Origin of the sequence: Luteitalea pratensis, from assembly GCF_001618865.1 — a bacterium.
GTDB lineage: Bacteria > Acidobacteriota > Vicinamibacteria > Vicinamibacterales > Vicinamibacteraceae > Luteitalea > Luteitalea pratensis.
In genome coordinates, this window is sequence record NZ_CP015136.1 from 761,648 (window position 1) to 782,904 (window position 21,257).

Sequence of the window (21,257 nt, forward strand, 5' to 3'; positions counted from 1 at the left end):
CAGCGTTCGGCGTTCCTTCGGCTACGTAACCCGGCGCTACGTGACTGCCACACCAGGATGTAGGCGTCGAGCTTGCTCGACGCTTTGGTCGACCTCGACCTCGTCGGCATTCGACACTGGCGGTTGTTGGTACCCGGTGCCCGGTTCACGGTGCCCGGCGTTCGAGGCAAGGCGCTAGTCGTCAAGCGTCAAGCGTCAAGCATCAAGCATCAGGCATCAGGCATCAGGCATTAGCCTGGTGCTACACTCGCTGCGGCTCTTTAATCGCGGTCCAGAGAGGCCGCAAAGAGGTCGTCCATGCCAGAGTTCCCGTACCCGCGCGCTGGCGCGGTTCCTCCCACCCTGTTCGTCGTGCGCGCCGCGGCTGCGGTGCCGTCCCGTGGTCCTTCCGGGAGGCCGTCATGCCCCAGGTGATGGACGCCTCGCGCATCGAGCGCACGCTGGCCCGCATCGCCCACGAGATCCTCGAGCGCAATCGCGACCTCTCGAACGTCGCGCTGGTCGGCATCCGCACGCGCGGCGTCGTGATCGCCGAACGCATCGCGGCCGTGCTCCGCGATGCCGGCGGCGTGACCATGCCGGTCGGCTCTCTCGACATCACGCTGTATCGCGACGACTACATGCGGCACCCGGTCGGCCCCCAGCCGGTCGTGCGGAGCACTGACATCCGGTTCTCGGTCGAGGGCCGCCGCATCCTGCTGGTGGACGACGTGCTCTACACGGGCCGCACGATTCGGGCCGCGCTCGACGCGATCATCGACTACGGCCGGCCGAAGAGCATCCAGCTCATCGTGCTGGTCGATCGTGGACACCGCGAGCTGCCGATCAAGGCCGATTACGTCGGCAAGAACCTGCCGACCTCGCACGAACAGAGCGTGCAGGTGCGGCTCACCGAGATCGATGGCCGCGACGAGGTGATGCTGGAGGAAGGCGCATGAGCGCACCCGCGAGCCTCACCGGCCTGCGCGGCCGCCATCTGCTCGGGATCAGCGATCTCTCCACCGAGGAGATCACCCTCATCCTCGACACCGCCGACGCGATGCGCGAAGTCGGCCAGCGTGAGATCAAGAAAGTGCCCGCCTTGCGTGGCCGCACAATCGTCAACCTCTTCTTCGAGCCGAGTACTCGCACGCGCACGTCGTTCGAGATTGCCGAGAAGCGCCTGAGCGCCGATACGCTGAGCCTGGCCGTTTCTACGTCGAGCGTCGTCAAGGGCGAGACGCTGCTCGACACCGTCAGCAACATCGAGGCGATGGCGCCCGACATGCTCGTCGTCCGTCACGGTTCGTCCGGGGCGTGCCACCAGCTCGCACGGCACTGCCGATCGCGCATCGTCAATGCCGGCGACGGGCTGCACGAACATCCCACGCAGGCATTGCTCGACGCCTACACGATGCGCCAGCACAAGGGGCGTCTCGACGGCCTGCAGGTGGCCATCGTCGGCGACCTGCTGCACAGCCGGGTGCTGCGCTCGAATCTGCTGCTGCTGCGCAAGATGGGCGCGACCGTGCGTGTTGCCGCACCGCGGCCACTGGTGCCGATTGGCATCGAGGCTCTCGGCGCGACCGCCTGCCGCACGATCGAGGAGGCGCTCGACGGCGCCGACGTGGTGATGATGCTGCGCATCCAGCTCGAGCGGATGCAGAACAATTTCTTCCCGTCGTTGCGTGAGTACTTCCTGCTGTTCGGCCTGACCGCCGAACGCATGGCCCTGGCTCGCCCCGACGCGATCGTGATGCATCCGGGGCCGATGAACCGCGGCGTGGAAATCGCTTCCGACGTGGCCGACGGTCCACAGGCCGTCATCCTCGAACAGGTGGCCAACGGCGTGGCCGTGCGCATGGCGGTGCTGTACCTGCTCGGCGGAGGCAGCGAGGAATGACGCAAGGCATGACCTACATCCTGAAGAATGGCCGCGTGGTGGATCCCGCCAACGGCCGCGACGGCATCTTCGACATCGAGGTCCGCGACGGCGTGATCGTCCGCGTCGGCCAGGATCTTCCGGTCCCCGCAGGCACGACGGTGCTCGAGGTCCCGGCGGGCTGCGTCGTCACGCCCGGCCTCATCGACATGCACGTGCACCTGCGCGAGCCGGGGCAGGAGCACAAGGAGACCGTGGCGAGCGGCGTCACTGCCGCCGTTGCCGGTGGCTTCACGGCCGTCGCCTGCATGCCCAACACGTCACCGATCAACGACAGCGCGGCGGTGACCCGGTACATCCGCGACAAGGCGGACGCGGCCGGCCTGGCACGCGTGTACCCGATTGGCGCCGCGTCAGTCGGATCGAAGGGCGAGCAACTGGCGGAGATCGGCGAGCTCAAGACCGCAGGCTGCGTCGCCGTGTCCGACGACGGGCACCCGATCCGCACCGCGCTGCTGATGCGCCGCGTGCTCGAGTACGCGGGCATGCTCGACGTGCTGGTCATCGACCATTGCGAGGATCCGACGTTGAAGGGCGATGGCGTCGTGCACGAGGGCCCCGTCGCCTCCGAGCTCGGGTTGCATGGCATTCCGGGCGAGGCCGAGGAGCTGTGGATCGAGCGTGACATCACCCTCGCGGGACTCACGCGCACGCCGTTTCACGTTGCGCACCTGAGCACGGCCGGTTCGTTGCGCGCAGTGCGCGCGGGCAAGGCACGCGGCATCCAGGTGACCTGCGAGGTCGCGCCGCACCACTTCGTGCTGACCGACGAGGCCCTCCGCAGCTACGACACCAACACCAAGATGAACCCGCCGCTGCGACCGCAGGCCGATGTCGATGCACTGGTCGACGGACTGGCCGACGGCAGCGTCGACGTCATCGCGACCGATCACGCGCCGCACCACGCCGACGAGAAGGCGCTCTCCTACGACCAGGCGCCGTTTGGCATCACCGGCCTCGAAACGGCCGTGTCGCTGACGTTCGACCGCCTCGTTCACACCGGCCGCATTGGCCTGTCTCGCATGGTGGAACTGCTGTCGGTGAACCCGGCGAGGATCCTGAAGGTGACCGGTGGCGCGCTGAGCGAAGGCGCACCGGCCGACATCTCGGTGCTGGCGCCGGACCTGAAAGTGACTGTGCGCGCCTCGACGCAGCGGTCGCTCTCCAGGAACATGCCCTTCGAGGGCTGGGACCTGCGCGGTGGTGTCGCCGCGACCATCGTCGGTGGCCGCGTCGTGTATCGCAACACCGCCGTGGAGGGACTTGGCGCCTGGCCACCCGCGGCGGTCCAGTGATCGTCGGACTCCCGGAGCCTGCACACATGACGACGCAACGCAACGATGACGTCCGCAAGCGCGCGCAGCGCATCCTGCAGGGCGCCAACGTGCTGATCGAGGGGCACTTCGACTTCGGCAACGGCTACCACGGGCGCACGTACCTGAACCCGCACATGCTGTTCTGCCAGCCGTCCACGATCTGGCAGCTCGCGCAGGATCTGCTCGACGTGTTGCCGTACGAGATCTCGACGCAGGTGCAGGCCGTCGTCGGTCCGGCCACCGGCGGCGCGTTGCTCGCACACACGCTGGCAGGCCTGCTCGACGGACGCCGCAGCCTCGAGCACCCGCCGTGCATGTTCGCGCCGGCGGACTACGACCTCGAGGAGGGACTGCGCCTCCGGTCGACCTACCGCGCCGTGCTCGCGGGCAGGAAGGTCCTGCTCGCCGACGATGTGCGGAACACGGGCAAGACGTTGAGCCACTGTGCCGAGCTCGTGCGCAAGGCGGGTGGCGAGGTGATCGCCACGACGCAGATCTACGACCGGATGGCGACCATCGTCACGCTCGACGTCCCCAACGTGCCGCTGCTCGAGTACGACGCCCGCGACATCCACACGTCGACGACCTGTCCGCTGTGTGCCGCGCGGGTCCCCCTGACCTCCTTCTGATGCCTTCCGTCCTGCGACTGCGCGCCGACGACCTCGCGCGCCTTCGCGGCGAGCTCGATCGGCTGCACGACACTTACAACGTGCCCGATTCGGCGGCCGACCCGGTGCAGTTCGTCTGGCGATACGACGACCCGCGTGATCGCGAAGTCGTGGCGGCGATCGCTTCAGGTCTGGCGTTCGGCCGGCTGGCGAGCGTACTCGCGAGCGTCGAGCGCGTGCTTGCGCTGCTGGGGCCGCACCCTGCCGCCTACCTCGAGACACTGGACGTGCGCGTGGCCCGGGAGGCCCTCGCGGAGGTCGTCCACCGGTGGACTCGCGGCGACGACCTGGTCGCCCTGCTCGTCATCCTGCGCCAACTGCGCGCCCGGCACGGATCGCTCGAGGGCGCGTTCCTGGCCGGCGACGATCCAGGGAGCGAGGACGTCTCGACGGGCCTCGAGGCGTTCTGCGCCTCGGCCTGCGCCGTGGACGTGCGCGAGGCGTACGGTGGTGCCCGCCGCGGCCGTCTCGGCGTGCAGTACTTCTTCCCGCGCCCGTCGCTCGGCAGCGCGTGCAAGCGCCTCAACCTGTTCGCGCGCTGGATGGTGCGCCAGGACGCGATCGATCCCGGCGGATGGAGCGGGGTATCGCGGTCGCGCCTCGTGATCCCGCTCGACACCCACACCATCCGCGTCGGCCGCTGCCTGCGGCTCACGCGCTACACGAGCCCGGGCTGGCGGATGGCCGCCGACATCACGGCGACGCTGCGTCGCGTCGATCCCGACGACCCCGTGCGGTTCGACTTCTCGCTCTGCCACATGAGCATGATGGGCGCTTGCGGCTGGGAGCGGAACGTCGGCAACGCCCAATGTCCGTTGCGAGCGTTCTGCCGGCCGGCCAGGGCACCTCGCACGAGCGGTCGCTGACCGTCGACCTGAAGGTCGACGGCTACAACTTCTCTCGTAGCTGCCGCAAACGTCTCTCGTAGCTGCCGAACGTCTCTAGCTGCCGACCTTCAGGTCGGCAGACGAGGGTCAGCGCCTCTGCCTCGCAGCCTTGTATTCGTCGAGATCTTCCAGCGACTTCGGCCAGTCGTCACGCAGCAGGCGCGAGAGCGCGCGATCGGCCAGCAACCTGCCGCCGGTCTGGCAGGTGGGGCAGTAGTTCGCCTCGTTCTGCGCGTAGACGAGGCGCTGGATCGGCGTGCCGCAGCGTGGGCAGGGCTGGCCGTAGCGACCGTGCACGGCCATGCCCTCGACAAAGGCCGTGACCTTTTCCGGGAACGCATCCCCGGTTCGTGTGCGCAAGCGGTCGATCCACGCCAGCAGCGTCGCGTGAGTGGCGGCGTGCAGCCGCGTGATCTCGTCGTCGTCCAGTTGGTGGGTCAGCCGCAGCGGCGACAGCAGCGCCGCATGCAGGATTTCGTCGGAGTAGGCGTTGCCGATGCCGCTGAAGAGACGTGGGTCGGTCAGCGCGCGCTTCAGCGTGTGCCGCTCGCGGGTCAGTACGGACGCAAACGCGTCGCGATCGGCGCCGAGCACGTCGATGCCTCCCGGATCCATGGCCGCCAGCGCGTCACTGCCGCGCACCGCGTGGAGTGACGCACGCCGCTTCGAGCCGGCTTCGGTCAGCGTCAACGTGCCGTGCGGGAAGTCGAAGGCCGCCAATCCGACCTTGCCTGGAATCCTGGCATCGACCGCCTTCCAGTGCAGGCGACCGGCGATCATCAGGTGCAGCACCAGCCACCGTTGTCCGGCAAACGCGAACACCAAGCGCTTGCCGAGCAACCGTACGTCCTCGAGCCTGCAGCCTTCGAACGCCTCCAGCGGCGGCTCCACCGAACGCAGCAGGAACGGGCTGCCGAGGCGCACGCGCAGCAGCGGTTGACCGACAACGCGCTCGCGCAGTGCCCTCGTGTACAGCAGCAGGTCAGGGAGCTCGGGCATGAGATCCTCGGGAATGGCCGCATGCGGGGCGTTGGTAGGGGCCGCTCCCCAAGCGGCCCCGTGAGCGGCGCGTTCGGGTCTGTAACGCGCCCTACCTTCGAGCCAGCATCTCCTCGTACACCGCGACAGTGTCGCCGACCATGTGCTCGACGCTGAACCGGTGATGAACGCGCTCGTAGCCTGACGCCCCGTACTGCCTGGCGAGGTCCTCGTCCTCGAGGAGCAGGACCAGCGCTTCGGCGAGCGCTCCGGCATCGCGCGGCGGCACGAGCAGTCCTGTCTCCTCGTGCACGACGACTTCCGGGATGCCTCCCGTATCGGTGGCGACGATCGGGCGGGCACAGGCCATCGCATCGAGCAGCGACGTTCCCAGCCCTTCCATCACCGAGCTCATCACGAACACGTCCGCCGTCTTCATCAGCGAGAGCACGTCGGTGCGGAAGCCAGGCAGGAACACGTGCTTCTCGAGGTCATGGTGTTGCACCTGCTTCACGAGCGCCTCGTGCAGTTCGCCCTGGCCGAGGATGACGAGTCGAGCATCCGGCACGGCGCGCACCACCTCGGAGAAGGCCTCGATCAGGTGCCGCTGTCCCTTGTGGGGAACGAGCGCCGCGACGTTGAGCACGACAGGTGCGCCGCGAGGCAGCCACAACGTCTCGTGCAACGACACCGGAGTCGCGTCAGCGACGTGTTGCAGGTCCACGCCTTCGTGAACCGTGACGATGCGGTCCCGTTCGACGTCGCCGGCCGCAAGAATGCGTCCGATGGCCGCCGAGGCGCAGATGAAGCGGTCCACGCGACGGTACTTCGCGCGCGAGAGGGTGTTGCCCCCGAGCCGGAAGTCCACCCGCCTCGACGCCACGAGCAGCGGCGGCGGTGACGGCATGCGGAACCCCAGCGCCAGCGCGGCGAGTGCCACGCCGTGCGGGTCGTGGGCGTGCAGGATGACGGGCTCGTAGGCGCGGATGATGCGCGCGAGTTTCCAGGCCGCGTGGAAGTCGACCTCGAAGCGTGGCGCGAGCGGTACGAGATCGGTGTCCTGCGGCGCTCGCCGGCGGAGCTCGCCATCGGGATGGGCCACGAGCATCGTCGGATGTCCGAGGGCGCGGAGGCCCTTCACCGTGAGCAGCGCCTGGTTCTGACCGCCGCGCCACGTGCGTGCCGTATCGATGTGGATCGTGCGGATCGCCATGGTGCGGAGGGCTACGGCGCCTGGCGTTGACGCTCCCAGAGCTTGACGTACTTCTGCAGCACGTAGACGCCGCCCAGCATCGACACGATCAGGCCCGGCGCGCCGTCGCGGAAGCCGCCGCGCGCGACGTAGTTGCGCAGGAACGCGGCCAGCGGATGCAGCAGCAGGTGCCACGCGCGGGCCTCGCGGCCCTGCGCCTGCATCTGTGCGGCCGCCAGGGTGGTGTAGTGGTTCATGCGCGCGAGGTGTTGAGCGACATCGGCATAGGGGCGATGCTCGATCTCGCCGCCAAGGTCAGCGACGTCGCCGCTGACGACGAGCGATTCGTGCACGGGCCGATCGTCCCAGTGCGCCCGGCGGCGATCGTAGAGGCGCACCGCTCGGTCGGGATACCAGTCGGTCGTCCGCATCCATCGTCCGAGGTACCACGTCACGCGTGGCATGCGGAAGGCGGCCGCACCGGGGTTGGTCGGCAGTGCCGCGATCTGATCGCGTAATGTCTCGGTGATCGCTTCATCGGCGTCGAGCGAGAGCACCCAGTCGTGGCGCGCGAGCGACGCGGCGTGATTCTTCTGCGCGCCGTACCCAGCCCATGGATGCGTCTCCACCCGCGTGGCGAGCGGCTCGGCCAGGGCGAGTGTCGCGTCGCGGCTGCCGCAGTCCACCACGATCCGCTCCGCCGCCCACGCCACGGACTGCAGGGCCCGTTCGACGTGCGCGGCGGCGTCCTTCGTGATGAGGATCACCGAGATCGGCGGCACGGGGGAAGCATAGCGGGAATGCCGGAATGCCGGAATGCCGGGAATGTCGAATGCGCGGCACCGAACGACAACAGGCCGGCGAGACTCGTGTCCCGCCGGCCTGTGAAGGCAGCCTGTAGCCTGCAGCCTACAGGTTACGGCCCATCGCCCTTACCGGTTCTGCCCGACGCGCCCCGCACCCGGCGTCACGCTGGTGGTGGACCCGGCCGAGCCAGTGCCCTGTCCGATTGCCCCGCCGAGCGTCAGACTGCCTGCGCCGGCGCCGGAGATCGACGCTTCCTGGGAGGCCTCGAAGTCGACGCGCGACTTCTCGAAGTCGAGGATGGCGCGCTGCTCGTTGTTGCGCGCCTCGGCGAGGTCGCGCTGCGCCTGCAACACGTTGAACGTCGTCGAGAGGCCCACGCCGAACTTCTTCTGCTCGGCCTCGAGACGGCGCTCGGCGAGCGAACGCGCGGCCTGGGTTGTCGAGACGCGCTTCAGGTTGGTGTTGACCTGGCGGGCCAGATCGCGCACCTGCTGCACCACCTGGCGCTCCAGATCGCGCAGCTGCAGCAGGTTCTGCTCGTTGGTCAGCTGCTGGCGTTCGAAGTTCACCTTGTTGCCGTTGCGGCCGATCGGGTAGCTCACGTTCAGGCTGAACGACCAGGTCGGGAAGGCGAAGCCGAACACGTCCTTCAGGACTTCCGAATAGGGAATCGACGACGTGCTGGTGATCTCGCCCGGGTCGAGGCCGCCGCCGTCGCGGTGGAGCACAGTGCCGCCGAGACCGGCCAGCCCGTAGTCGACGTTGGCCGACAGCGCGGGTAACGTCTGGTTCTTGAAGTACTTGAGGCGGACGTCGTTGCTCTCGAGCTGCTTGCGCGCCTGCTGCAGATCGAGCCGGCCCGACATCGCCTTGGCGACCGCGGCATCCACGTCGACGGGCGAGGTCGCGAGCGAGGGCGCGTCGGTCGTTTCAAACGTCGTGTTCCAGAAATCGACAGTCCGCGGGTCCAGAATCAGCGCCCGGAGCTGGTCCTGGGCCTGGGCGACCGTCTGCTCACCGATGATCACGTTCTCCTCGTTCGAGGCCACTTCGGCTTCCGCCTGCACGATGTCGATGGGGGCCATCGTCCCGACCTCCACGCGCTTGCGGTTGTCGCCGAGCGTCTGGAGGGACAGTTCCAGGGTCGTCCGCTGCACCGCCAGGGCCGACTGCGCCACCACGAGATCCCAGTACGCATTCTTGACGTCGCGCACGGTGCTCACGACGGTGTTGCGGAAATCCATCTCGCTGATCGCGAGGTTGTTCTTGCTCACCAGGATCTGCTGGCGCGTGATGTCGATGGAGCGGTTGCGAAGCAGCGGCTGCTCGAAGCTGAACGTGAAATTGCCCTGGGTGTTCGGGTTCAGCGTCGCGAACTGGTTATTGTTCTCGTTGCGCAGCGCCTGGTAGCCGAGGGAGTAGAACCCGCCAGTGGGCAGGAGCTGGTCCATGCCGAAGTTGCCGAGCCACTGGTCCTGCTGGAAGTTGGCGCTGCCCGACTGCAGGGTCGTTGCCACCGGCTGCTCGAGGCTCTGGAACCGGAACTGGCCCGTGAGATTGGGGAGCCACTGCGCGTAGCTCTGGACGACGTCCAGCTCGGAGATCCCAGGGTTCATCCGCTGCACCGCCAGCGACACGTTTTGCTCGAGCGACAAGGTCACGGCCTCATCGATCGAGATGCGGCGGACGGGGCCGACAGGCGTCGTGGGCTGTGTGAGCTGCGTGGACGCCACCGGCGGTGGGGCGGGCGCCGGGGCGGGTGGCGGTGCCTGCTGCGCCGACGCGGTCGTGGCGGCGGTAGCCATCACCAGCGCCAACAGGCCGCGCCGGAAGCGAGAGGGAACCGATGGGATCACGGACGTCAACTCCATCTCCATGGACAAGTGCTCGAATACGCCGGGCCGGGACGGGATGGTGAAGTCCGGGGATACGGCCGAACCAATAGACGGATCCGCCGGGATCCCGGTTCGGCGCGAAAGTATAACCTCCGCGCCGGACGGCCCCGGACGGCGCTATCCGGGCGCGCATTGCCGCGGAATTGGCAATTGCCGTCCGGAAATGCACAATGCCTCGACTTCTCGATGCCCCTGTTCCAGCCACGACACCTGCTTGCCACCGGACTGCTCGGCACCGCCCTGCTGTCCACGCTTAATGCCCAGACGGCTACGACGCCTGTCGCTGCGGGCAGCGCCGCCTCCGCCGAGGCTTCGGCGCCCCAGGCCTCCGGCCGATTCCCGCTGACCGTCGACAGCATCATGCGTGGACCGGCCCTGGTCGGCTACCCCCCGACCGGCCTCCGTTGGTCCGGTGACGGCACCCGTCTCTACTTCGAATGGCAGGCGCGCGACGAGGACGAAAGCGCCACGTGGGTGGTCGCTGCGGACGGCTCGGGCCTGCGCCGGCTCTCCGACGAGGACCGCCGGCTCGCACCTCCGGTCGTCGGCCAATGGGACCGAGCCCGGCGCCGTGTCCTGGCCGCCGCTCGCGGGGACATCGCCCTGCTCGACACGGTTGCGGGTACTCGCACCGAGCTGACACGCACCACCGGCGGCGAGTCGTCGCCACGGTGGGGACGCGACGAGACCTCCGTCACGTTCGTGCGCGACGGCGGGCTCTTCCTGCTGCCCCTGAACGGTGGCGGTGTACAGCAGATCGCCGAGTCCGGTCCGAAAACACCCGATCCGAAGAAGACCGACAGCCAGGCGGCGCTGACCGCTGAAGAGACCGAACTGCTTGCGCATGCGCGCGAGACGAAACGGAAGCGTGAGCGGGACGAGGCTCGCCGCGACAAGGAATCCCTTCCCAAGCTCGAACTGCGGGGCCGCCAGACCGCCACGGATCTGCAGCTGGATGCCTCGGGCAAGTATGTGTGGGCCGTCGTCACGGAACGCCCCGAATCGGCGAGGACCGCGGATGTCCCCGATTACGTCACCGAAACCGGCTACGTCGGCGACCTGCCCGGACGGACCAAGGTCGGCGACGTCCAGAACAAGGTGATGCTGGCCGTGCTCGATCTGCAATCGCGCAAGGCGACGTGGCTCGCATTGCCCGAAGCCGGCGGCACCGAGAAGGAGCCGCGAGAACTCCGCTGGGGCATGCCGGTGCTCTCCGACGATGGCGCGATCGCGGTCGCATCGGTACGTTCGTCGGACAACAAGGATCGCTGGCTGGTACGGATCGACCCTGCGACGGGCAAGGCCACCGTCCTCGATCACCTGCATGACGAGGCCTGGGTGCGCGAGGGCTTCGGCCCGGGTCCCTCGAGTTACGGGTGGTTGCCGGAATCGCATCGCGTCTGGTTCATCTCGGAGCGCACCGGCTGGATGCACCTGTATGTCGTCGACGCCAATGTCGGCGGCGAGGCGCGCGCGCTCACCTCGGGCGAATGGGAAATCACCGACGTCGCCACCTCCAGAGACCGTCGCACGTTCTACCTGACCACGACGGAGGCGGATCCGGGGGAGCGTCACGTCTACGCCGTCGGCGTGGATGGTGGGGCCCGGGCGCGGCTGACGACGATGACCGGATCGAGCGAGGGGGAGATCTCGCCCGACGGCAAGTCGATCGGGTTGATCTACTCGGCCGGCAACCGCCCGCCCGAGGTGTACGTCGCGGCGTATGGTGGCACCGCCCCGGCGACCCGCGTGACGACGAGCCCCACCCAGGAGTGGACCTCGTATCGCTGGCTCGATCCGCAGGTGGTCACGTTTCCGTCGCGTGATGGCAAGACTCTCCACGCGCGCCTGTACACGCCGGAGATGGTCGGCGCGAAGCGGCACGCCTCGCGCCCGGCGGTGCTGTTCGTCCATGGCGCGGGCTATCTCCAGAACGCGCACCGGTACTGGTCGTCGTACTACCGCGAGTACATGTTCCACCACCTGCTGGCGGCGCGCGGCTACGTCGTGCTCGACGTGGACTACCGCGCGAGTGCCGGCTACGGGCGCGACTGGCGGACGGCGATCTACCGGCACATGGGCGGCAAGGACCTCGAGGACATCGTCGACGGCGCGAAGTATCTCGCGACCGCGCAGAGAGTCGATCCGAAGCGCATTGGTCTCTATGGCGGCAGCTACGGCGGGTTCATCACGCTGATGGCGATGTTCACGACGCCGGAGATGTTCGCCGCCGGCGCCGCGCTGCGGCCCGTGACCGACTGGGCCCACTACAACCACCCGTACACGGCCAACATCCTCAACCTGCCGCAGTCGGACAAGGAGGCGTACCGCCGCAGCTCTCCGATCTACTTCGCCGACGGGTTGAAGGGGGCGCTCCTGATCTGTCACGGCCTGGTCGACGTGAACGTGCACGCACAGGATTCCATCCGCCTTGCGCAGAAGCTGATCGAGTTGCGCAAGGAGCACTGGGAACTCGCGCTCTATCCAGTCGAAGACCACGCCTTCGAGGAAGCCACGAGCTGGGCCGACGAATACAGGCGGATACTGAAACTGTTCGAGGACAACCTGAAGCAAACGCAGAACGCCGAACGCTGAACGCTGAAGTTTCAAGGGCCCAAGGCCCAAGGAAGGCCCCAGGACCGTAGCCCGCAGGCTGCAGGCAGTAGGCCGCAGCCGTTCTTCCCTATGACTTCTGATTCCGTACTCGCTCTGTTCCGCCATCGTGGCGCCCTCCTCGAGGGCCACTTCGTCCTGTCCTCCGGGCTGCACAGCGGCGGCTACCTGCAGTGCGCGCTGGTCCTGCAGCACCCGAACGATGCCGAAGCGCTCGGCACGGCCCTCGCGGCGAAGGTGAAGGCGGCTGGCTACAAGGTCGACGTGGTGCTGTCGCCGGCGATGGGCGGCCTGATCATCGGGCACGAGGTCGGGCGAGGCCTCGGCGTGCGCGCGATCTTCGCCGAGCGCGTCGACGGCACGCTCACGCTGCGTCGCGGCTTCCGGATCGACCCCGGCGAGCACGTGCTGATCGTCGAGGACGTGGTCACGACCGGCAAGAGCACGCTCGAGACCGTGGCCGTGGCCGAGCACGCTGGCGCGACGGTGGTCGCGGCGGCCTCGATCATCAACCGCGGTGGTGGCGACGAGATGAACGTGCCCTACGTGTCGCTGGCCGAGGCGCGCTTCCCGACCTACCCGCCAGACGCGCTGCCGGATCACCTGCGCGGCGTGCCGGTCATCAAGCCCGGCTCGAGGCCCGGCCAGAAGTAGCGTGCCCCGCGTCCTGCTGCGGGTGGCGTACGACGGCACCGCTTACGCGGGCTGGCAGCGCCAGGAGAACGGCCCTTCGATCCAGGCGGCGCTCGAGCAGGCGCTGTCGCCGCTGGCAGGCGGCGCAGCCACGGTGACGGGCGCAGGCCGGACCGATGCCGGCGTGCATGCCGACGGGCAGGCCGCTCACGTCGACTTGCCCGAAGGCATCGACCCGGACGTGGTCGTGCGCGCTACCAACACGCGCCTGCCCGCGGACATCCGGGTGCGGTCGGCGGCGCTGGTGCCCGACGATTTCCACGCGCGGTTCGCGGCCGTGTCCAAGACCTACCGCTACGCGTGGCTGGTGAGTCGCGTGGGGCACCCACTCCTGGCGCGAACCCACTGGCTCGTCTCGCCACCGCTCGACCTCGCTGCCATGGCGGCGGCCGCCGCAGTTCTGGGGGGCACCCACGATTTTGCTGCGTTCCAGTCGACCGGCAGTCCCGTGACCAGCACCACCCGCACCATCACCGGCGTCGATCTGGGCGTCCGTCCGGCGGCCGACTTCGGCGTGCAACTGTCCGAGCACGAAAAGATTGTGGAGCTCGAGCTGCGCGGTGACGGGTTCCTGCGACACATGGTGCGAGCGATCGCCGGCACCCTGCTCGAGGTCGGCTACGGGCGCCGCGCGCCAGACGATTTCGTTCGCCTGCTCGTCGGCGCCCCGCGCGGATACGCCGGCCCCACGGCGCCGCCGCACGGACTCACGCTCCTCCGCGTCGAGTATCCCCTGACGACGGAGGAGCGCGGCGAACAAGGGACAAGGGACAGGGAAGAAGTCAGGAGGGCGTCAAGGGAGGAGTGACAAGAGCCAAGGGACACGGGAGAAAACGCGCACGCGAACCGCGAGGTCTGCGAGCCCGGTCCTTGTGTCTTCCCGAGTAGGCCCGTCCTTGTCCCCTGTCTCTTGATAGGCCTGTTGACTTCTTCGTTCTCCCTTGTCCCTTGTTCGACCCCCGCCCCGCAGCCCGTCGGGACGGGGCGGGGGTTAGAATGTTCTCCGGCCCATGGCGCTCGACGAATTGCTGAGCTGGTTGTCTCCAGGCTCCCCGGATGTGGAACTGGCCCGGAGGCTGGATTTCGACCGCCTGCCCCAACACGTGGCCGTCATCATGGACGGCAATGGTCGCTGGGCCGGCCTCCGGCACCTGCCCCGCGTCGAGGGGCATCGGGCCGGCACCCGGGCAGTACGCGAGGTCATCGAGACGTCGGCCCGGCTCGGCCTGAAGTACATCACCCTCTACGCCTTCTCGGTCGAGAACTGGAAGCGCCCGGCGGCCGAGGTCGCCACCCTGATGGCGCTCCTGAAGCGGTATCTGCGCTCCGAACTCGAAACGCTGCTCACCAACAACATCCGTTTCGAGGTGATCGGCCGGACGCAGGAACTCTCGCCCGACGTGCAACACGAACTGCACGTCGCCATGGAGCGCACGAACCGGAACACCGGCACCGTTCTGACCATCGCGCTGAACTACGGCGGGCGCGCGGAGATCGTCGACGCCGTTCGGGCGGCCCTGACCCAGGGACTGCGGCCCGACGATCTCGATGAGGCCACGTTCTCGCGCCTGCTCTACACCAACGGACGGCCCGACCCCGATCTGCTGATCCGCACCTCCGGGGAGATGCGTGTCAGCAACTTCCTGCTGTGGCAGATCGCGTACAGCGAGATCTACGTCACCGACACGTTCTGGCCTGATTTCCGGCGCACGCACATGTTCGAGGCGCTGCTCGACTACCAGCGCCGTGAGCGGCGCTACGGCGGCATTGCCGCGGTGCCCGGTCCGCCGGTGGCTGCAGGCCGGTGACGCGCGTCCTCAGCGGCGTCATGCTGCTGGCCCTCACCGTCTTCGTCTTCTGGGGCCTGCCGCCCTGGGGGACCCAGGCCTTTGCCTTCGTGGCGCTGGTGCTGGCACTTCGTGAGTACGACAACCTCGTGCGTCGCGGCGGGCTCGACATCGTGCGGGGCGTCGGACCTGCACTGTCGATCGGCATGTATGGCGTGCTGACGTTCCACCTGCCGGCCCACCACTGGCTCCTGGTCAGCGGCGTCGCGGTGGGCGGGGCGCTGGTGCTTCGGGGACGTGTCCCGGCGCAGGCCACAGCCGTGGCAGCGGCGATGCTGTTCCCGGTGGTGTACCTCGGCATGGGCATCGCTACCGTGCCACTGGTGCGCGAGGCCTACGGCGCCCCGGCGTTGATGACCCTCTTTCTCACGCAGATCGGCAGCGATACCGCGCAGTACTACACGGGCCGGACGTTCGGCCGGACGCCGCTCTCGCTGGCGCTCAGTCCGAAGAAGACGCGCGAGGGCGCCGTCGGGGGCGTGATTGCAGGAGCGCTCGTCCTCGTCGGATTCGGACGTGTGTGGCTGCCCGGTATCCCCGCCTGGCAACTTGCGCTGCTTGGCGTCGGCGTCGCCGTGGTAGGTATCCTCGGCGATCTTTTCGAGTCGATGCTCAAACGCAGTGCGGACGTGAAGGACTCGTCGGACCTCATTCCCGGCCACGGCGGCATGCTCGACCGCATCGACGCGCTGCTGTTCACGATGCCGCTGTTCTACGTGACGCTGCAATGGCTGTGGGCAGCAGGACCATCGGCATGATCCGGCTCGCCGTACTCGGCAGCACCGGCTCGATCGGTGTGAGTGCCCTCGAAGTCGTCGCGGCGCACCCGGACCGGCTTGCCGTCATCGGCCTGGCCGCTGGCGGCAATGTCGCGACGATGCAGGCGCAGGTCGCCAGGGTTCGCCCGAAGGCGGTGGCGATGGCGACACGGGCCGCCACCCAGGATGTGCAGGCAGGCCTGCCGGCGGCAGTCCGGCAGGGCATCGAGACGTGGGCATCGGGGCGCGAGGGCCTGGTCGCGATCGCGACCCACCCCGACGTCGACGTCGTTCTTTGCGCCTGCTCGGGCACCGAGGCGCTCGAGGCAGTGCTCGCCGCGATCGAGGCCGGTAAGCGCATCGCCCTCGCGAACAAGGAAGTGCTGGTGATGGCCGGGGCGCTCGTGATGGCGGCGGCGCGCGCGCGCGGCGTGGATGTCCTGCCGGTCGACAGCGAGCACAACGCCATTCATCAATGCCTGGCCGGACACCCGCAGGCGCACGTGCGTCGGCTGGTGCTGACGGCGTCGGGTGGCCCCTTCCGCAGCACCCCGGTCGAGGCGCTGGCCTCGGTGACCGCCGCAGACGCCCTCAGTCACCCGACCTGGAAGATGGGGCGCAAGATCACCATCGATTCGGCCACCATGATGAACAAGGGCCTCGAGGTGATCGAGGCGCACTGGCTGTTCGACATGCCCGCCGATCGCATCGATGTGGTCATCCACCCCCAGTCGGTAGTGCATTCGATGGTCGAGTTCACCGACGGCTCGATGCTGGCGCAACTCGGCGTCACCGACATGAAACTGCCGATCCAGTACGCCTTCACGTACCCGGAGCGATGGGCGAGTCCGGTGCCACGGCTGGACTGGCGCCAGGGCCTCGACCTGCGCTTCGAGAACGCGGACCCAGGGCGGTTCCCGTGCCTGCGCCTGGCCTACGACGCCCTCCGGCAGGGCGGCGCCGCCCCGGTCGTGTTGAACGCGGCCAATGAAATTGCCGTAGCGTCTTTTCTGGGGGGCCACGTGCCCTTCACCGCCATTGCCGCGACCGTCGCCGACGTGCTCGCGGATGCCTCCGGGCAGGCACTCGACACCGCGTCGCTCGCGGCCATCCGCGAGGTGGACGCGTGGGCGCGCCGGCGGGCCACGACGAGGCTCGGCACGGTAGAATCGGCAGGACGAGGCATCATCGCGTGACAAATCTGTGGGCATTTCTCTTTGTGCTGGGCGTGCTGGTGTTCGTGCACGAACTCGGGCATTTCCTCCTCGCACGCTGGAACGGCGTGCGCGTCCTGACCTTCTCGCTCGGTTTTGGCCCCAAGTTGCTGAAGGTCACGCGCGGCGGCACCGAGTACTGCATCAGTGTCGTCCCGCTCGGCGGTTACGTGAAGATGGCTGGCGAGACGCCTGACGATCCGCGTCAGGGGGCGCCCGACGAGTTCCTGTCCAAGACCAAGTGGCAGCGCTTCCAGATCCTCATCGCCGGACCGCTGATGAACCTGCTGCTCGCGGTCGTCCTGATGACCTTCGTGATCTGGAACGGGGCCACGGAACCGGCGTTCGAGCAGCGGACTCCGGTGGTTGGCCGGGTCCTGCCCGGATCACCTGCCGAGAAGGCCGGCATCAAGCAGGGCGACGTGATCGTGGCGTTTGCCGACAAGGACGTCGCCACCTGGCAGGGCCTGCAGATGCGTGTCGTGCCGCGCGCGAACCGCGAGGTCCCGATCGTGGTGCGTCGCGGCGGCCAGCGACAGCAGTTCTCGATCGTTCCCGAGGCGCAGACCAAGTACGAGATCGGCGATCTGGGGATCGCGCCGTCGGTCCACCCCGAGATCGCACAGGTCTTTGCCGGCAGCAACGCCGCCGAGGTCGGGCTCCGGGTCAAGGACGTGATCGTCTCGTTCAACGGGGCCGATACGACCGGCTTCACCCTGCAGCAGATGATCAGCGAGATCGGCAAGCGCGCCGGCCAGCCGGTGACGCTGGGCATCCTCCGCGGCGGTCAGCGCCTCGATGTCCAGGCGACGCCCCGCGATCAGGGCGGCGTCGGCCGCCTGGGGATCAGCCTGAGCCCCTTCGAGACGGTCACGATCACGCCGGGTTTCGTGCAGGCGATGGGCATGAGCCTGCGGCAGAACTGGGAATGGACGGCGATGATCGGCGAGATGCTCGCGGGATTCTTCACCGCCGAGACATCGCCACGGCAGTTGATGGGGCCGCTGGGGATCGCCGAGGTGGCCGGTGGCGCAGCGGCGGTCGGCTGGGCGGCCCTGTTCGGCACCATGGCAATGGTCAGCCTGAACCTCGGGTTGCTCAACCTGATGCCGATCCCGATTCTCGACGGCGGCCACATCACCATCCTCGCCATCGAGGGCCTCGCGCGCCGTGATTTCAGCATGCGGGTCAAGGAGCGGATGCTGATGGCCGGCTTCGCCGTGCTGATGCTCCTCATGGTGACGGTCATCTACAACGACTTGCGGCGTGTCGAGTGGCTCAGCCGCCTGCTGAGCCGCAGCTGACACCCTGGGCACGCGCACGTCCGCGCACCGTCCTGCAGCGTCCAAGAGTCTGGTAGCCGTTGGATTACGCTCGATCGGAATCGGGAATCGCGAATCGGGAATCGGGAATCGCCGATCGCGCACATGGCGCGATCGTGGCAATCGGGAAGGTCGGAGCCGAGGACGTGACGAAGACCAATATGAGACACGTGGCGCGGGCGGTGGTGCTGAGCCTGGTCCTGCCGCTGGGCGCATTCGCGCAGGGCGGCCCTGGATCGCAGGCCGATCTCGACGAGTTGCAGGCTCAGTACAGCATGGTGCAGCAGCGTGTGGCCGCTGCGCGTCAGGCTGACCCGGCCCTCGGCACGAGGCTGGAGCACGACCTCGCGCTGGTCGGCGAGGACCTGACCTACCTGCGCGTGCGCTTGCGGCGCGAGAACAGCGTGCCACGCACCGAGCTCTCCGCCGTTCGCGATCGGCTCGCCGCGCTGGAGCGCGAGGCCAACGGCACCACCTTGCGGGAAGCGGCACCCGCCGTACGCGCCGGTGAAATCGCCGTCGGCCAGGAACTCGACGCCAGGCTGCAGACGCCCCTCAGTTCACAGAATGCCCAGGTCGAGGACCGCTTCGAGGCCACGACGCTCGTCGATCTCTACCAGGGCAGCACGCTGCTCGTCCCGGCGGGTTCGGTGCTGCGTGGTGTGGTCAGCAGCGTCGAGCGCGCCACTCGCACGGATCGGCGCGGCAGCCTGACGCTCTCCTTCGACCAGATGACGGTCGGCGGCCAGACCTACCGGATTCGTGCCTCGGTGACCGAGGCGCTCCAGGGACCGGGTCTGAAGGGCGAAGTGGGGAAGATGACGACGGGTGCGGCCGCCGGCGCGATCATCGGCGGCATCCTGGGAGGCTTCCAGGGCGCTGCGGTCGGCATTCTCGTCGGCGGTGGCGGCTCGTTGCTCGCGCTGCCCGGCACCAACGTCAAGGTCGATGCCGGCACCGTGCTGCGCGTCCGGTTCGACGCCTCGGTCGCCCTCGGCGCCGCCCCGGCGCCGACCCCGGAACCCCGGTAGGCATCAGGCATCAGGCATTAGGCATGAAGTCGTCGATCGGCGCGGAAGCGCCGATCTACGACTTCGGTGCCTGATAGCTCCTCCGGCCGCGGGCGACGAGGCCAGGGCGAGTGACGCGGACGTCGATCTTGTGGACCTTGCCGTCGGTCTGTGGCTCGAAGCCGAGCAGGTACTGGCTGTGCAGCTCCTGCGCGACCCGTGTGAAGGTCGGTCCGAGGTCGTCGGTGTCCTTCAGCTCGAAGTAGCCGCCACCGGTCTCTTCGGCCATTTTCCTCAGCGCGCTGTCGGGCTTGGTCCGCATGCCCATCATCACCGACTGCAGCCCGATCCCGTAAATCATCACTTCCTCTTCGCGGGCCCGCCGCAGCACCTCGCCGAGGCCGCTGCGGCTCGCCGTGTCGGCGCCGTCGGTGAACTCCAGGATCACCTTGCGGCCCTCGACGTTCTTCAACTCGTCGAGGCTGAACAACACCGAGTCGAACAGGCGCGTCGGGTTGCCGAACTGCATGTCCTTGATTGACGCGATCAGCATGTCGCGGTCGTTGCTGAAGTCGCTGAGGAAGGCGATCTTGTCGTTGAAGTACCCGATGCGGCCGCGGTCCTCGGGCAGCAGGCGGATCACGAACTGTTCGGCGGCCTGCTTCAACAACTCCAGGTTCATCGTCATGCTGCCGCTCGAGTCGAGCATGACGGCGACGGTGACCGGCTGGATCTGGTTGTCGAAGATCGTGATGGGCGCCTTGGTCTTTTCGTCGTAGATCTCGAAGTCGCCCTGCTCGAGCCCGGGGACGAGCCGCTTGTTCGCGTCGGTGACCGTCACGTAGACGGGGACGTTCTGTGCGCCGACACGGAACGTCGGCTGCTGCGCGTGCAGCAGGCGGGCGCCCGCGACAGACGCCGGCACCGAAAGAAGCAGGTCACGCCGGGTGATCATGGAGGTAAGCCTAGCAAAGGTCGAGCAAAGGAGCAGCAGGGCGCTTGACGCCCCGGCCGCCGGCGGCCGACACTGGGCGCCATTTCCGTGCACGTGGACACTGCCATCGCCGCTTGCCGGCGCGCTCTACCGTGGGACGCTCTCGGCGTCGCTTTGGTCTGTCTTGCGAGCCTGGCCACAGGGACTGCGGGCGCGCAGGCCGTCAACGGCGCCCCGCCGCCGAAGGTGGTCTACCAGGTGCGCGAACTGCTCCGGCAGGGCGACCTGGTGCTGTCGCTCGTTCAGCCGACGACCGCCGGGGGGCTCGATGGCAGCGTGTTGCGGGTGCAGCAGGCGGGTCGCCGCACGGATGTCCCGTTGGACGGCACCATGACAGGCAGGCGGGCGCGCATGGTCGGCAGCGCCCGCTATCTCCCCACAGTGGGCCGGGTCCTCCTGCATCTCGATCCCGCCTACGAAGCATCGGGTTTGCTGGTGGTCGACGTCGCGGCCGGCCTCGTCGTGGATGCGGTCACGGCGCACGACCTGGTGGCCTCGCCGGACGGGCGCTTCTGGGCGTTCGAGGAACATGCCGTCCGCACCCTCGCCGTCTGGCCGCACACCGAGACGGTCTATGCCGTGTACGATGCGGCAGCTCCGCCTGCCGCCAACGCGCGCCCGTGTCCCAGTGCCGACGACCGGTGCCGTGGCCAGGTGCTGTTCCTGCCGGACCGCCTCGCGCTGTGTCGCGAAATTGCCGCCGAGCGGGGCGGTTCGTGCCTGACGCCGGCGCGCGCGCCGCGCCATGTGCGCCGGTCGCCGTTCGTGTGGCTGTCGGCCACCGAACTCGCCTGGGTGGACGTGGACGTCGCCCGGCAGGCCAGCACGCTGGTCGTGGCGACACCGGGCCGGGAGCCGGCGGTGGTGCACGCCGTCCCGCTGGAGCGGGCGCGCGTCATCGGGGACGTGGAGTTTCCGTCCGCGCGTGAGGCGTGGACGATTGACGGGATTTCGCGCGACGGCGATCCGGCGCGTGTCTGGCTGCACTTCCGCAGCCCCCTGCCGCAGGCGCCGGGCGGCCGCCTCGGGATACGGGTCGGGAGGCGACGCGTGTCAAAGGGCGAAAAGGGCAAAAAGGCCGAAAAGGACAAAAAGACAGAATCGAAGGAGGAAGGCATCAAGGATTGAAGACGCTTGACCTT

At 68.3% G+C, this 21,257-nt stretch carries 19 protein-coding genes; 14 read left to right on the forward strand and 5 right to left on the reverse strand.

All coding sequences use genetic code 11. The features are described 5' to 3' along the window. The first annotated feature begins 401 nt into the window (after positions 1 to 401). The 5 genes from pyrR to LuPra_RS03305 are packed head-to-tail and all read left to right on the forward strand — an operon-like array spanning position 402 to position 4,771. Positions 402 to 938 (forward strand): bifunctional pyr operon transcriptional regulator/uracil phosphoribosyltransferase PyrR, encoded by a 537-nt coding sequence (gene pyrR / locus LuPra_RS03285; protein ID WP_110169431.1) that lies wholly within the window; start codon positions 402 to 404, stop codon positions 936 to 938. Continuing rightward, on the forward strand, positions 935 to 1,882 hold the full coding sequence (locus LuPra_RS03290; protein ID WP_110169432.1) for an aspartate carbamoyltransferase catalytic subunit: 948 nt from the start codon (positions 935 to 937) through the stop codon (positions 1,880 to 1,882). Before pyrR ends, LuPra_RS03290 begins: the two co-directional genes overlap by 4 nt. Positions 1,883 to 1,890: 8 nt before the next feature. Next, positions 1,891 to 3,216, forward strand: coding sequence for a dihydroorotase (locus tag LuPra_RS03295; RefSeq protein ID WP_110169433.1), 1,326 nt, complete (start codon positions 1,891 to 1,893; stop codon positions 3,214 to 3,216). Positions 3,217 to 3,242: 26 nt separating this feature from the next. Beyond that, the gene (locus tag LuPra_RS03300) at positions 3,243 to 3,866 is read left to right on the forward strand and encodes a phosphoribosyltransferase family protein (protein WP_157898675.1); all 624 of its coding nucleotides are present in this window, start codon (positions 3,243 to 3,245) and stop codon (positions 3,864 to 3,866) included. Continuing rightward, positions 3,866 to 4,771 carry a TIGR02757 family protein gene (locus LuPra_RS03305; RefSeq protein ID WP_110169435.1) on the forward strand — a complete coding sequence of 302 codons (906 nt, stop codon included), beginning with the start codon at positions 3,866 to 3,868 and terminating at the stop codon, positions 4,769 to 4,771. The genes LuPra_RS03300 and LuPra_RS03305 overlap by 1 nt, the downstream gene beginning before the upstream one ends. A 108-nt stretch (positions 4,772 to 4,879) precedes the next feature. Here LuPra_RS03305 and LuPra_RS03310 read toward each other — a convergent pair whose 3' ends face one another. From LuPra_RS03310 to LuPra_RS03325, 4 genes are all read right to left on the reverse strand, one after another. Beyond that, on the reverse strand, positions 4,880 to 5,791 hold the full coding sequence (locus LuPra_RS03310; RefSeq protein ID WP_110169436.1) for an Fpg/Nei family DNA glycosylase: 912 nt from the start codon (positions 5,789 to 5,791) through the stop codon (positions 4,880 to 4,882). 91 nt (positions 5,792 to 5,882) lie between these two features. Further along, positions 5,883 to 6,983, reverse strand: coding sequence for a glycosyltransferase (locus LuPra_RS03315; protein WP_110169437.1), 1,101 nt, complete (start codon positions 6,981 to 6,983; stop codon positions 5,883 to 5,885). An 11-nt stretch (positions 6,984 to 6,994) separates the two neighbouring features. Further along, on the reverse strand, positions 6,995 to 7,744 hold the full coding sequence (locus tag LuPra_RS03320) for a glycosyltransferase family 2 protein (protein ID WP_157898676.1): 750 nt from the start codon (positions 7,742 to 7,744) through the stop codon (positions 6,995 to 6,997). A 150-nt stretch (positions 7,745 to 7,894) separates the two neighbouring features. Next, entirely contained in the window at positions 7,895 to 9,625 is a 1,731-nt protein-coding gene (locus LuPra_RS03325) for a TolC family protein (RefSeq protein ID WP_162271284.1), read from the reverse strand. Between the two features lie 225 nt (positions 9,626 to 9,850). Between LuPra_RS03325 and LuPra_RS03330 the strand changes: the two genes are divergently transcribed. From LuPra_RS03330 to LuPra_RS03365, 8 genes are all read left to right on the forward strand, one after another. After that, positions 9,851 to 12,259 (forward strand): alpha/beta hydrolase family protein, encoded by a 2,409-nt coding sequence (locus LuPra_RS03330; RefSeq protein ID WP_110169440.1) that lies wholly within the window; start codon positions 9,851 to 9,853, stop codon positions 12,257 to 12,259. Positions 12,260 to 12,349: 90 nt separating this feature from the next. After that, positions 12,350 to 12,931: an orotate phosphoribosyltransferase gene (gene pyrE / locus LuPra_RS03335; RefSeq protein WP_110169441.1), complete on the forward strand. Its 582-nt coding sequence runs from the start codon at positions 12,350 to 12,352 to the stop codon at positions 12,929 to 12,931. A 1-nt stretch (position 12,932) separates the two neighbouring features. Then, a complete protein-coding gene (gene truA, locus LuPra_RS03340) occupies positions 12,933 to 13,778 on the forward strand; it encodes a tRNA pseudouridine(38-40) synthase TruA (RefSeq protein ID WP_157898677.1) in 846 nt (281 codons plus the stop codon). 202 nt (positions 13,779 to 13,980) lie between these two features. Continuing rightward, positions 13,981 to 14,778, forward strand: a complete 798-nt coding sequence (locus LuPra_RS03345) for an isoprenyl transferase (protein WP_110169443.1) — start codon at positions 13,981 to 13,983, stop codon at positions 14,776 to 14,778. After that, complete coding sequence (locus LuPra_RS03350; protein ID WP_110169444.1) at positions 14,775 to 15,575, forward strand: phosphatidate cytidylyltransferase; 801 nt, start codon at positions 14,775 to 14,777, stop codon at positions 15,573 to 15,575. Before LuPra_RS03345 ends, LuPra_RS03350 begins: the two co-directional genes overlap by 4 nt. Next, complete coding sequence (locus LuPra_RS03355; RefSeq protein ID WP_234800702.1) at positions 15,545 to 16,771, forward strand: 1-deoxy-D-xylulose-5-phosphate reductoisomerase; 1,227 nt, start codon at positions 15,545 to 15,547, stop codon at positions 16,769 to 16,771. The genes LuPra_RS03350 and LuPra_RS03355 overlap by 31 nt, the downstream gene beginning before the upstream one ends. Next, a complete protein-coding gene (gene rseP, locus LuPra_RS03360; protein WP_157898678.1) occupies positions 16,768 to 18,093 on the forward strand; it encodes an RIP metalloprotease RseP in 1,326 nt (441 codons plus the stop codon). Before LuPra_RS03355 ends, rseP begins: the two co-directional genes overlap by 4 nt. Before the next feature lie 164 nt (positions 18,094 to 18,257). Beyond that, positions 18,258 to 19,142 carry a hypothetical protein gene (locus tag LuPra_RS03365; RefSeq protein ID WP_157898680.1) on the forward strand — a complete coding sequence of 295 codons (885 nt, stop codon included), beginning with the start codon at positions 18,258 to 18,260 and terminating at the stop codon, positions 19,140 to 19,142. Positions 19,143 to 19,197: 55 nt separating this feature from the next. On the opposite strand, the gene LuPra_RS03370 is transcribed toward LuPra_RS03365, so the two are convergent. Further along, positions 19,198 to 20,076, reverse strand: coding sequence for a VWA domain-containing protein (locus LuPra_RS03370; protein ID WP_110169447.1), 879 nt, complete (start codon positions 20,074 to 20,076; stop codon positions 19,198 to 19,200). Positions 20,077 to 20,163: 87 nt separating this feature from the next. Between LuPra_RS03370 and LuPra_RS03375 the strand changes: the two genes are divergently transcribed. Continuing rightward, entirely contained in the window at positions 20,164 to 21,243 is a 1,080-nt protein-coding gene (locus tag LuPra_RS03375) for a hypothetical protein (RefSeq protein WP_157898681.1), read from the forward strand. The last annotated feature ends 14 nt before the right edge of the window (positions 21,244 to 21,257 follow it).

Coding starts and splice junctions, on each gene's coding strand:
- LuPra_RS03305 (WP_110169435.1), top strand. CDS start 3,866: ATGCCTTCCGTCCTGCGACTGCGCGCCGACGACCTCGCGCGCCTTCGC.
- pyrE (WP_110169441.1), top strand. CDS start 12,350: ATGACTTCTGATTCCGTACTCGCTCTGTTCCGCCATCGTGGCGCCCTC.
- LuPra_RS03310 (WP_110169436.1), bottom strand. CDS start 5,791: ATGCCCGAGCTCCCTGACCTGCTGCTGTACACGAGGGCACTGCGCGAG.
- LuPra_RS03330 (WP_110169440.1), top strand. CDS start 9,851: ATGCCCCTGTTCCAGCCACGACACCTGCTTGCCACCGGACTGCTCGGC.
- LuPra_RS03300 (WP_157898675.1), top strand. CDS start 3,243: ATGACGACGCAACGCAACGATGACGTCCGCAAGCGCGCGCAGCGCATC.
- LuPra_RS03370 (WP_110169447.1), bottom strand. CDS start 20,076: ATGATCACCCGGCGTGACCTGCTTCTTTCGGTGCCGGCGTCTGTCGCG.
- LuPra_RS03355 (WP_234800702.1), top strand. CDS start 15,545: ATGGCTGTGGGCAGCAGGACCATCGGCATGATCCGGCTCGCCGTACTC.
- pyrR (WP_110169431.1), top strand. CDS start 402: ATGCCCCAGGTGATGGACGCCTCGCGCATCGAGCGCACGCTGGCCCGC.
- LuPra_RS03315 (WP_110169437.1), bottom strand. CDS start 6,983: ATGGCGATCCGCACGATCCACATCGATACGGCACGCACGTGGCGCGGC.
- LuPra_RS03290 (WP_110169432.1), top strand. CDS start 935: ATGAGCGCACCCGCGAGCCTCACCGGCCTGCGCGGCCGCCATCTGCTC.
- LuPra_RS03345 (WP_110169443.1), top strand. CDS start 13,981: ATGGCGCTCGACGAATTGCTGAGCTGGTTGTCTCCAGGCTCCCCGGAT.
- LuPra_RS03295 (WP_110169433.1), top strand. CDS start 1,891: ATGACCTACATCCTGAAGAATGGCCGCGTGGTGGATCCCGCCAACGGC.